Here is a 12,011-nt window from a genome sequence, read left to right on the forward strand (position 1 = left end):
TGATGACGGCGAAGGTGGAAGGATCGGCGGCAGGCGCGATGGCAGACTCGACGGCTGGCACGATGGCGGGCAAGGTCGCGGTGGTGACCGGCGCGGGAGGCGGCATCGGCCGCGGCATCGCGCTGGCGCTGGGCGCCGCGGGCGCGCGCGTGGTGGTCAACGATATCGGCGTGTCGCTGAGCGGCGAGGGCGGCGATGCGGGACCGGCGCAGCGCGTGGTCGAGGAAATCCAGGCCGCCGGCGGCGAGGCGGTCGCCAACACCGACAGCGTGTCGAGCTGGCAGGGCGCCAACGCGATCGTCCAGTGCGCGCTCGATCGGTTCGGCCGCATCGACGCCGTGATCAACAACGCCGGCAACCTGCGCGACCGCATGTTCTTCAAGATGAACGAGGAGGAATGGCGCGCGGTGATCGACGTGCATCTGCACGGCACCTTCTTCGTCAGCCGCGCCGCCGCGCCCTACTTCAAGGACCAGCAGAGCGGCGCCTATGTCCATATGACCTCGACCTCCGGCCTGATCGGCAATTTCGGCCAGGCCAACTACGCCGCCGCCAAGCTGGGCATCGCGGCGCTGTCCAAATCGATCGCGCTGGACATGGCCCGCTTCAACGTCCGCTCGAACTGCATCGCGCCATTCGCCTGGAGCCGGATGACCAGCTCGATCCCGTCGGAGACGCCGGAGGAGCAGGCGCGCGTGGCCAAGCTGCAGAAGATGGAGGCCGGCAAGGTCGCGCCGATGGCGGTGTTCCTCGCCAGCGAGGCGGCGCGCGAGGTCAATGCGCAGATCTTCGCGGTGCGCGCCAACGAGATCATGCTGATGAGCCAGCCGCGGCCGGTGCGCTCGGTGCATGCCAGCGAGGGGTGGACGCCGGAGTCGATCGCCGAGATCGCGATCCCGGCGATGCGCAACAGCTTCTATCCGCTGGAGCGCTCGCCCGACGTCATCAACTGGGATCCGATCTGAGGATTCGCTTCCGACGATCTGATCCGAGATATGCCGCTGCCGGCAATGCGCTGGCAGCACGACGCGCCGGGTGCTGACGCCCGGCGTTTTCATTGTCTCGCTCTTCTCCGCTCTCTCCTCTCCTCTCCTCTCCTCTCCTCTCCTTCGCCGTTTCGCCTCTCCTCCTTCGATCGATTGTCGCTCGCGCGCACGTCCTCGCGCATTGCGGTTTCCCCTCATCGCCGTCGGCTGTCGTCGGTGAATGCCGTTCGTCCACCGCCTTCTTCGTCGACCGTCCGACCATCGTTCCGCTCGCCCCGTCGCATGTGGCCCGCAATTTGCTGGTGTACCGACAACGGTGGCCGACGGATGCCGCCGCGCGGGCAACCGCGACGGGGAGACAGCGATGCGATCGACGCGATCGAATGCGAACTGGAACCTGTAGCGGTTTCGGCATTCCAATGGGCACGCACCCGCACGGTGCGCGCCACGATTCCAAAGGGGAGACGCGATTGCCTCGACGGTGCATGGAGACAACCGGCGAACGATGCTTCGCCACACCCGGGCCGACAGCGGGCCAGCGCCCGGGCCGATGGGTTAACCCTGCTTTTTGGCAGCGCGATGCGCGATGTCGCGGCGCTCCGTTTTCATCCCGCTTCGATCCCCGTTTCTGTCCCTGCGTGCGTCGCTGCTTCGATCGCCTTCCCGCGCATCGAGAACACGACGGCAGCGTGTCGCGCGACGTTGCGCGCGAGGCCTTGGCAGCAGCAACGATGCAGGATGTGCCAACGTACGACCCCACCCGTTCCAAGGTTTTGCAGTCCCGGTATGTCGTCGATGCTCGCCGGAAGCAATCGTTACAAACAGGGCAGTGCAGCACCAAAGGGAAAGGTGTAAGGTGTGTCCCAGAACATGGTCGCGCCGCCCAGTGCGAACCGGTCAGCGTGCCGCTCAGTCGCACGCAGCCAGAACGCAGTTTTCACGAGCAGGACCGCGCCGTTGCCAGTGCGCAATGCGCGTCAACAAGCTCTTCCCCCTGGGCGTTATTTGACTATGATGAAGTAAAGACTTCGCAACATGGTCAGTCTTCCGCCAAGCCGGGGTGGCGGTATTCAAAGGCTGATACGTGGAATGAGGCAGGGTACCTACCTGCAGACGGACTGCGTTCGCCTCGGACGAGACTCTGACGGGAGTGAGGTATGGACATTTTCGGCCACTACGCCACGCGCTTCGAAGCTCGCAAGGAAGAGGAATACAGCATCCAGGAGTATCTGGAGATCTGTAAGAAAGACCCTACTGCCTATGCGACCGCGGCCGAGCGCATGCTCGCCGCGATCGGGCAGCCAGAGCTGGTAGACACGCACCACGACCCGCGCCTGTCGCGCCTGTTCTTCAACAAGGTCATCAAGATCTATCCGGCCTTCCGCGAGTTCTACGGCATGGAGGACACGATCGAGCAGATCGTCTCGTTCTTCAAGCATGCCGCGCAGGGTCTCGAGGAACGCAAGCAGATCCTCTACCTGCTCGGGCCTCCCGGCGGCGGCAAGTCCTCGCTCGCCGAGAAGCTCAAGTCGCTGATGGAGCAGATCCCCATCTACGCGCTGAAGGGCTCGCCCATCCATGAATCGCCGCTCGGACTGTTCTCGCCCGAGGAAGACGGCAAGATTCTGGAGGAGGACTACGGCATCCCGGTCCGCTATCTGAACACGATCGCCTCGCCATGGGCGGTCAAGCGCCTGCACGAGTTCAACGGCGACATCACGCGCTTCCGCGTGGTCAAGCTGCGGCCCTCGGTGCTGTCGCAGATCGCGATCGCGAAGACCGAGCCGGGCGACGAGAACAACCAGGACATCTCCTCGCTGGTCGGCAAGGTCGATATCCGCAAGCTCGAGGACTATCCGCAGGACGACCCGGACGCGTACTCGTACTCCGGCGGCCTGTGCCTGGCCAACCGCGGCCTGCTCGAGTTCGTCGAGATGTTCAAGGCCCCGATCAAGGTCCTGCACCCGCTGCTGACGGCGACGCAGGAGGGCAACTACAAGGGCACCGAAGGCTTCGGCGCGATTCCGTTCGACGGCGTGATCCTGGCCCACTCGAACGAGGCCGAATGGCAATCGTTCAAGGCGGACAAGAACAACGAGGCCTTCCTCGACCGGATCTACATCGTCAAGGTGCCGTACTGCCTGCGCGTGTCGGACGAGGTCAAGATCTACGACAAGCTGCTGCGCAGCAGCTCGCTGTCGGCCGCGCCATGCGCGCCGAACACGCTGAAGATGATGGCGCAGTTCGCGGTGCTGACGCGGATCAAGGAACCGGAGAACTCGAACATCTTCTCGAAGATGCGGGTCTACGACGGCGAAAGCCTGAAGGACGTCGACCCGAAGGCGAAGTCGTACCAGGAGTATCGCGACTACGCCGGCATCGACGAGGGCATGAGCGGGCTGTCGACGCGCTTCGCGTTCAAGGTGCTGTCCAAGGTCTTCAACTTCGACAACACCGAGGTCGCGGCCAATCCGGTGCACCTGCTGTACGTGCTCGAGCAGCAGATCGAGCGCGAACAGTTCCCGCCGGAGCAGGAAGCGAAGCTGCTCTCGTACATCAAGGAATACCTGACGACGCCCTTCGTCGAGTTCATCGGCAAGGAGATCCAGACCGCGTATCTGGAGTCGTATTCCGAATATGGCCAGAACATCTTCGACCGCTACGTGGTGTTCGCCGACCTGTGGATCCAGGACCAGGAGTACCGCGATCCCAATACCGGCGAGATCCTCGACCGCAACGCGCTGAACGACGAGCTGGAGAAGGTGGAAAAGCCGGCGGGTATCTCGAACCCGAAGGACTTCCGCAACGAGATCGTCAACTTCGTGCTGCGGGCGCGGGCCAACAACGGCGGCAAGAACCCGAACTGGACCAGCTACGAGAAGTTGCGCATGGTGATCGAGAAGCGGATGTTCTCCACCACGGAGGACCTGCTGCCGGTCATTTCCTTCAACGCCAAGTCCTCGCGCGAGGACCAGGAGAAACACGAGAACTTCGTCAACCGCATGGTCGAGAAGGGCTATACGCCCAAGCAGGTCCGGCTGCTGGTGGAGTGGTACTTGCGCGTTCGAAAATCATCGTAACGGCGCCTGCACGGGGCCTCTGAACGAGGGCAACCAATATGGCCACGGTCATCGATCGGCGGGAGAATGGCGGCAACAAGAGTGCGGTCAACAAGCAGCGTTTCATCAAGCGTTACCGCGAGCAGATTCGGCAAGCCGTAGCGAAGGCGGTGTCCGGCCGGAAGATCATGGACATCGAGCAGAGCGGGCAGGTGTCCATTCCGGTCAAGGACATCTCCGAGCCGATTTTCCACCATGGCCAGGGTGGCAAGCGCGAGTGGATCCACCCCGGCAACAAGAAGTTCGTCCGCGGAGACAGTTTCGACCGCCAGCAGCAAGGGGCGGGCGGAACCGGCTCGCGGGCGAGCGACTCGGGCGAGGGCGAGGACGATTTCGTCTTCACGCTCTCGCGCGAGGACTTCCTGAATTTCTTCTTCGAGGACATGGCGCTGCCCGACATGGCCAAGCGCCATCTGGCCAAGATCGCCGAGGTGCGCAAGGTGCGCGCCGGCTTTTCGATCGACGGCACGCCCTCGAACCTGTCGGTGCTGCGCACGATGCGCAGTTCGCTCGGCCGCCGCATCGCGCTGTCCGGGCCCTACCAGCGGCGCCTGCAGGCGCTCGAGCAGCAGTACAGCGAGGTGCTCGAGGAAGAGGGGCCCTACACGGCCCGCGCGCAGGAGATGATGAAGGAGATGCGCCATCTGCGCGCCTGCATCGATCGCGTGCCCTTCATCGAGAAGCTGGACCTGCGCTACAACAACCGCGTGCTGAAGAAGCGTCCGCAGGCACAGGCGGTGATGTTCTGCCTGATGGACGTGTCGGGTTCGATGGACGAGAGCCGCAAGGACCTGGCCAAGCGCTTCTTCATGCTGCTGTACCTGTTCCTGAAGCGGAACTACGAACGCATCGACGTCGTCTTCATCCGCCACCATACGGTCGCCAAGGAAGTCGACGAGGAAGATTTCTTCCACTCGCGCGAATCGGGCGGCACGGTGGTGTCCAGCGCGCTGAAGCTGATGGTCGACGTGATCCACAACCGCTACCCGGCCAGCCAGTGGAACATCTACTGCGCGCAGGCGTCGGACGGCGACAACTGGGCCGGCGACTCGGAACTGTGCGGGCGGCTGCTGCGCGAATCGATCCTGCCGCTGGTGCAGTACTACGCCTATGTAGAAGTCGCGTCGGAGGAGCCGCAGAACCTGTGGGAAGAGTACATGACGGTCAAGGGCGCGCACGAGAACTTCGCGATGCAGCGGATCATCGGCGCGGACGAGATCTATCCGGTCTTGCACGACCTGTTTCAGAAGAAGGCGGCCTGGCCGAACACCGGGCGTTGATGCGCTGACGCCTTGATGCGTCGATGCACCGGCGCAGCGGCGCCCGGGCATGGTGTCAATGCAGGGGTGCCGCGCCGGACAGGCCTTGGCTAACCGGCGGAGCCGCGATCGCGGGCCGCCGACATGGGGGTGGGAAATGGCATACCTCTCTACCGGTTCGGAGTGGACCTTCGAACTGATCCAGCGGTACGACCGGGAGATCGCGCGCATCGCGGCCGATTTCGGCCTCGATACCTATCCCAACCAGATCGAGATCATCACCGCCGAGCAGATGCTGGACGCCTACGCGTCCGCGGGGCTGCCGGTCGGCTACAGCCACTGGTCCTACGGCAAGCACTTCCTCGCTTCCGAGCGCAGCTACCAGCGCGGCCACATGGGCCTGGCCTACGAGATCGTGATCAACTCCAACCCCTGCATCGCCTACCTGATGGAGGAGAACACGATGCCGATGCAGGCGCTGACGATCGCGCACGCCTGCTACGGCCACAACTCCTTCTTCAAGGGCAATTACCTGTTCCGCACCTGGACCAATGCGGACGCCATCGTCGACTACCTGCTGTTCGCCAAGAACTACGTGGCCGAATGCGAGCAGCGTTACGGCGAGCAGGAGGTCGAACTGCTGCTCGACTCCTGCCACGCGCTGCAGAACTACGGCGTGGACCGCTACAAGCGCCCGAAGAAGCTGTCGATCACCGAGGAGCAGGCGCGCCAGGCCGAGCGCGAGAACTATCTGCAGATGCAGGTCAACGATCTGTGGCGCACGCTGCCGAAGCACCGCTCGCACGCGCTGGTGACCGAGGACGAGACGCCGGAGGCCGAGGCCACCTTCCCGCCGGAGCCGCAGGAAAACCTGCTGTACTTCATCGAGAAGAACGCACCCAAGCTGCAGCCCTGGCAGCGCGAGATCGTCCGCATCGTGCGCAAGATCGCGCAGTACTTCTACCCGCAGCGGCAGACCAAGGTGATGAACGAGGGCTGGGCCACGTTCTGGCACTACACGATCCTGCACGAGCTGTACGAGCAGGGGCTGGTCAACGACGCCTTCATGATGGAGCTGCTGCAGGCGCATACCAACGTCATCTACCAGCCGCCGTACCACAGCCCTTATTACAGCGGACTCAATCCTTACACGCTCGGCTTCCTGATGTTCCAGGACCTGCGCCGCATGTGCGAGCGCCCCGAGGAGGAGGATTATCGCTGGGCGCCGGAGATTGCCGGCAGCGACTGGCGCAAGACGCTGGACTTCGCCATGCGCAACTTCAAGGACGAAAGCTTCCTGCTGCAGTTCCTGTCGCCGCGCGTGATCCGCGAACTGAAGCTGTTCTCGGTGCTGGACGACGACCGCGAAAGCAAGCTGCGCGTGACCGCGATCCACGACGACGAGGGCTATCGCCGCATCCGTCAGCTGCTGGCCAGCCAGTACGACCTGTCCAATATCGAGCCGAACATCCAGGTCACCAACGTCGACGTCGGCGGCGACCGCTCGCTGACGCTGCGCCATCTGCAGAACGACCGCCGGCCGCTCGCGCAGAACTTCGAGGAGGTGATCCGCCATGTCACCCGGCTATGGGGCTTCACCGTGCGGCTCGAGGTTGTCTACGAGGACGGCCGGCACGAGATCAAGTACGAATGCCGGCCCGAGCGCAAGCATCATCGCAAGGCGGCATAGGGCGGCATAGGGCGGCAGAGGGCGGCAAATAGGGCGACATGAGGCGGCATAAGGCCGCGTGAGGCGGCGTAAGCCGGCGGAAACGATCCGATAGCGGTCCGCGCGGCGAGCCGGGTGCGGCAAGCGAGCAAGGCAAGAGCGGGGATTTCAGCGCTGAAATCTCCGCTCGTTTTATTTGGAAGCGATTGGGCGGGTGGGAAGCGGTTCGAAGCGTTCTTCCTGTGCCAGGCATCCCTACGCCGCCCCCGCACTCCCCTCGCTTCCCGCAATCAGCGGCTTGACGTCCGCCGCGCCGCCGTCCAGCTGCAGCGTCATGTAGGGCGAGGCCATGCGGATCCCCGCCGCGTCGAACTTCTGCTTCAGCGTCGCGTTGAACGCCCGCGTGATCTCGAACTGCGCCAGCGGCAACGTCTTGAACTGGGCCAGCACCACCGGGCCGGACGGATCGAAGCGGTCGAGCCCCAGGATGTCCAACCCCGACAGCAGCCGGTGCGTGAAACGGATGTCCTGCGCGATCTCGTCCCCCGCCTCGCGGATCAGCGCCATCGCGCGGTCCAGGTCGCTGTCGTAGCGCAGGCCGATATTGAAGACCGCGAAGGCATGGCCGCGCGACAGGTTCTTGATCGCCTTGATCTGGCTGTACGGCAGCACGTGCAGCGCGCCCTTTCCGTCGCGCAGCTTGATGGTCCGGATGGTCATGCCCTCGACCGTGCCGCTGTGGTCGGGCAGCTCAACCACGTCGCCGATGGCAATCGAATCCTCGATCACGATGAAGAGCCCCGTGATCAGATCCTGCACCAGCGTCTGCGCGCCGAAGCCGATGGCCAGGCCCACCACGCCGGCGCCGGCGATCAGCGGCGTCACGTTGACGCCGAGGTTGGCGAGCACCGCGATCAGCGCCATCACCAGCAGCGCGACGAACACCGCGTTGCGCAGCAGCGGCAGGATGGTGCGGGCGCGCATGCTGGGCGGCTGCCCGCGCCCGTGTCCCGGCGACAGCGCTTGCGTGATGGCGGTGTCGATCACCAGCCAGAACAGCCACGACAGCAGCACCGCGGCCAGCGCGCCGAATACCGCGTCGGCGAAGCGGCGGCCCAGCGCGGTCGAATGCATCAGATGCAGCAGCGAATTGCCCCAGACGCGGCTGGCGAGCTCCAGGAAACCCAGCCAGATCGCCAGGCGCACCAGCGCGACCGCAAAGCGGCCGAAGCGCGCCAGATAGGCCGAACGCCGCTGCCAGCGTTGCCGCGGTCCATGCTGGGTGGCCTGGGGCGAGCGTCCGGTCACCACCGTCAGCGCCAGCGCGGCGACCAGCAGCGCCACCGTCAGGATGGTCCGGCCCAGATAGTCGTCGGCATGGCCCGCGGCGAGCAGGGTGCCGACCACCGACGCGAATACCACCGCCAGCACCGGCAGGTGCCAGGTGCCGCCGGCCAGCCGCAGCACATCGGTGATGGCGGGATGGGCCTGGCGGAAGGCCAGCGGCCGGTTGGCGATCAGATGGCCGATCTGCCGGCGAAAACGCAGACAGAACCAGGCCATCAGCAGCGCCGCGGCGATATTGGACAGATTGGCGGTCACGGCGGACAGGTTGACGCCGAGCGCGGCGATCACGCGCGCGTTGGTCGCGGCGTCGCCAAGCGCCGCCAGCGAGCCGATCGCGAACAGTACCGGGCGCGAGTGCTGGTGCAGGTCATGGACCGCGCGCCGCCGGTGCGCGGTGTTGAAGACGGCGAACAGCGTCTGCGATACCGCCGACAGCACCGCGCCGGCGACCAGCGCGTAGGCCACCGTCAGCGCCGCCACGCCGGCCGGCACCAGATGCAGCGCCAGCGCGCGCACGATCCAGATCGCCACGCCGAAGGCGATCGCCCACGGGCCGACCCGGCGCAGCATGAAGATGCCGACGTCGGTCCACGACGGCACGGTGGGCAGCTGGACCCGATCGACCGGCCGCATCAGCCGGCCCCGCACGCGCCGCGCCAGTTCGTGCAGCAGCCAGCCGCCGACGGCCCAGCCCGCCAGCACCGCGGCGAACAGCTGCGCCGAACGCGGTGCGCTGCCCCGCCCGCGATCGGTCAGCGCCTGCTGCCATTCCTCACCGGCAAAACGCAGGCGCCAGCTCCAGTAGCGCCACGGCCCCTGGTCCTTGCCGAGCCGGTCGTCCACCTGCTCGACCGCTTCGGCCAGCGCGCCGACCAGTCCGCCGGCCTCGGCGTCCGAGGCCGCCGTCGCCGTGGAAGCCGCCGGGGCTGACGCGCCGAGGCCGTCGCGCACCGCCCGCAGCTGGCCGACCAGCGCCGCGCGCTGCTGGTCGTTCTGCAGCGTCTCGATGACCTGGTCCAGCGATTGCGCCAGCGGCACGCTGGCGGCGGCCTCGGAGGCGGGTGCCGACGTAGCGGACGGGGGATGGGCCGCGGGCTTGCCCAAGGGCGTGGCCGCACCGGCGTGGGGCACGGTACCGATCGCGCAGAGCCAGATCAGCGCCAGCCATGGCAGATGACATCGCAGGTTCATCGTCGCGGGAGCCTCGTCGAAACCGGTCCTCGGCCCGGTGGGCGGGCCGCCATGGGCGCACTGTAACCGATGCCCAAGGGCCGGACGACCGGTGTCCGTCCGACGCCGCGGAGCCGCCAATCCCGCGCCGCACGCAACTTCGCCGATAGTGCTACTCTAACTCCCCTCTTTTCTCCGACCCCTTTATTCAGGTTCTACTCAGGTTCTACTCAGGCCCCTAACTCAGGAGATTGTCGTGGCCCGCAAAACTCCCATCGAGCGCTATCGCAACATCGGCATCAGTGCGCATATCGACGCCGGCAAGACGACCACGACCGAACGCATCCTGTTCTACACGGGCGTCAGCCACAAGCTGGGCGAGGTGCACGAAGGCGCCGCCACCATGGACTGGATGGAGCAGGAGCAGGAGCGCGGCATCACCATCACGTCGGCCGCCACCACCGTGTTCTGGAAGGGCATGGCCGGCAAGTATCCCGAGCACCGGATCAACATCATCGACACCCCCGGGCACGTCGACTTCACCATCGAGGTGGAGCGCTCGATGCGCGTGCTCGACGGCGCGGTGATGGTCTACGACGCGGTCGGCGGCGTGCAGCCGCAATCGGAGACGGTCTGGCGCCAGGCCAACAAGTACGGCGTGCCGCGGCTGGCCTTCGTCAACAAGATGGACCGCGTCGGCGCGGACTTCTTCCGCGTGCGCGAGCAGATCGCCGAGCGCCTGAAGGGCGTGGCCGTGCCGGTGCAGATTCCGATCGGCGCCGAGGACCACTTCCAGGGCGTGGTCGACCTGGTGCGCATGCAGGCCATCGTCTGGGACGAGGCCAGCCAGGGCGTGCGCTTCGAATACCGGGAGATCCCGGCCGAGCTGGTCGACACCGCGCAGCTGTGGCGCGAGCGCATGGTCGAGGCCGCGGCCGAGGCCAACGAGTCGCTGCTGGAGAAATACCTCGGCGGCGAGGCGCTGAGCGAGGACGAGATCAAGGCCGGCCTGCGCCAGCGCACGATCGCCAACGAGATCGTGCCGATGCTGTGCGGCAGCGCGTTCAAGAACAAGGGCGTGCAGGCGATGCTCGACGCGGTGGTCGACTATCTGCCGTCGCCCGCCGACGTGCCCGCGATCCGCGGCCATACCGAGGACGATCGCGATGCCGAGCGCCATCCGAGCGACGACGAGCCGTTCTCCGCGCTGGCCTTCAAGATCATGACGGACCCGTTCGTCGGCCAGCTGATCTTCTTCCGCGTGTATTCCGGCGTGGTGAACTCGGGCGACACCGTCTACAACCCCGTCAAGGGCAAGCGCGAACGCCTGGGCCGCATCCTGCAGATGCATGCCAACACGCGCAACGAGATCAAGGAGGTGCGCGCCGGCGATATCGCCGCGGCGGTGGGCCTGAAGGAGGCAACCACCGGCGACACGCTGTGCGACCCGGCCAACGTGATCATCCTGGAGCGGATGACCTTCCCCGATCCGGTGATCTCGCAGGCGGTGGAGCCCAAGACCAAGGCCGACCAGGAGAAGATGGGCGTGGCGCTGAACCGCCTCGCGCAGGAAGACCCGTCGTTCCGCGTCAAGACCGACGAGGAGTCCGGCCAGACCATCATCTCCGGCATGGGCGAACTGCACCTCGAAATCCTGGTCGACCGCATGAAGCGCGAGTTCGGCGTGGAAGCGACCGTCGGCAAGCCGCAGGTCGCCTATCGCGAGACCATCCGCCAGGCGATCAAGGGCGTCGAGGGCAAGTTCGTCAAGCAGTCGGGCGGCCGCGGCCAGTACGGCCATGTGGTGATCGACCTGGAGCCGCAGCCGCAGGGCAAGGGCTACGAGTTCGTCGACGCGATCAAGGGCGGCGTGATCCCGCGCGAGTTCATCCCCGCGGTGGACAAGGGCATCCAGGAGACGCTCAATGCCGGCGTGCTGGCTGGCTTCCCGGTGGTGGACGTCAAGGTCACGCTGGTGTTCGGCTCGTACCACGAGGTCGATTCGAACGAGAACGCCTACCGGATGGCCGGCTCGATGGCCTTCAAGGACGGCATGCGGCGCGCGCGTCCGGTGCTGCTCGAGCCGATGATGGCAGTCGAGGTCGAGACCCCGGAGGAGTTTACCGGCAACGTGATGGGCGATCTGTCGTCGCGCCGCGGCATCGTGCACGGCATGGACGAGATCGCGGGCGGCGGCGGCAAGCTGGTGCGCGCCGAGGTGCCGCTGGCCGAGATGTTCGGCTACTCGACCTCGCTGCGTTCGCTGACCCAGGGCCGCGCGACCTACACGATGGAGTTCAAACACTACGCCGAGGCGCCGGCCAACGTCGCCGACGCGGTGGTCAACGCGCGCCGGCAGTAGGCTTCGAAGGCAGGGCGCTCCGACCCGGGGCGTCCCCGGCGCTAAAACGGACGGCGTTGAAACGAACGGCGCCCCATCGAACGTCGCTCAAACAAAAGT

6 protein-coding genes are annotated in these 12,011 nt (G+C 65.8%); 5 read left to right on the top strand and 1 reads right to left on the bottom strand.

Annotation, left to right across the window (positions count from 1 at the left end; translation table 11 throughout):
* The first annotated feature begins 38 nt into the window (after nucleotides 1–38).
* The 4 genes from F1599_RS04570 to F1599_RS04585 all read left to right on the top strand — a co-directional run bounded on the left by F1599_RS04570 (nucleotide 39) and on the right by F1599_RS04585 (nucleotide 7,054).
* Entirely contained in the window at nucleotides 39–965 is a 927-nt protein-coding gene (locus F1599_RS04570) for an SDR family NAD(P)-dependent oxidoreductase (RefSeq protein ID WP_149318708.1), read from the top strand.
* A gap of 1,178 nt (nucleotides 966–2,143) precedes the next feature.
* Nucleotides 2,144–4,066: a PrkA family serine protein kinase gene (locus tag F1599_RS04575; protein WP_006576790.1), complete on the top strand. Its 1,923-nt coding sequence runs from the start codon at nucleotides 2,144–2,146 to the stop codon at nucleotides 4,064–4,066.
* Nucleotides 4,067–4,104: 38 nt separating this feature from the next.
* On the top strand, nucleotides 4,105–5,385 hold the full coding sequence (locus F1599_RS04580; protein WP_149318650.1) for a YeaH/YhbH family protein: 1,281 nt from the start codon (nucleotides 4,105–4,107) through the stop codon (nucleotides 5,383–5,385).
* Between the two features lie 136 nt (nucleotides 5,386–5,521).
* Nucleotides 5,522–7,054 carry a SpoVR family protein gene (locus F1599_RS04585; protein WP_150082334.1) on the top strand — a complete coding sequence of 511 codons (1,533 nt, stop codon included), beginning with the start codon at nucleotides 5,522–5,524 and terminating at the stop codon, nucleotides 7,052–7,054.
* A gap of 234 nt (nucleotides 7,055–7,288) precedes the next feature.
* Here F1599_RS04585 and F1599_RS04590 read toward each other — a convergent pair whose 3' ends face one another.
* On the bottom strand, nucleotides 7,289–9,571 hold the full coding sequence (locus F1599_RS04590; protein ID WP_150082335.1) for a mechanosensitive ion channel domain-containing protein: 2,283 nt from the start codon (nucleotides 9,569–9,571) through the stop codon (nucleotides 7,289–7,291).
* Between the two features lie 235 nt (nucleotides 9,572–9,806).
* Between F1599_RS04590 and fusA the strand changes: the two genes are divergently transcribed.
* Nucleotides 9,807–11,912, top strand: coding sequence for an elongation factor G (gene fusA, locus F1599_RS04595; protein ID WP_149318653.1), 2,106 nt, complete (start codon nucleotides 9,807–9,809; stop codon nucleotides 11,910–11,912).
* The last annotated feature ends 99 nt before the right edge of the window (nucleotides 11,913–12,011 follow it).

The organism is Cupriavidus cauae, assembly GCF_008632125.1.
GTDB lineage: Bacteria > Pseudomonadota > Gammaproteobacteria > Burkholderiales > Burkholderiaceae > Cupriavidus > Cupriavidus cauae.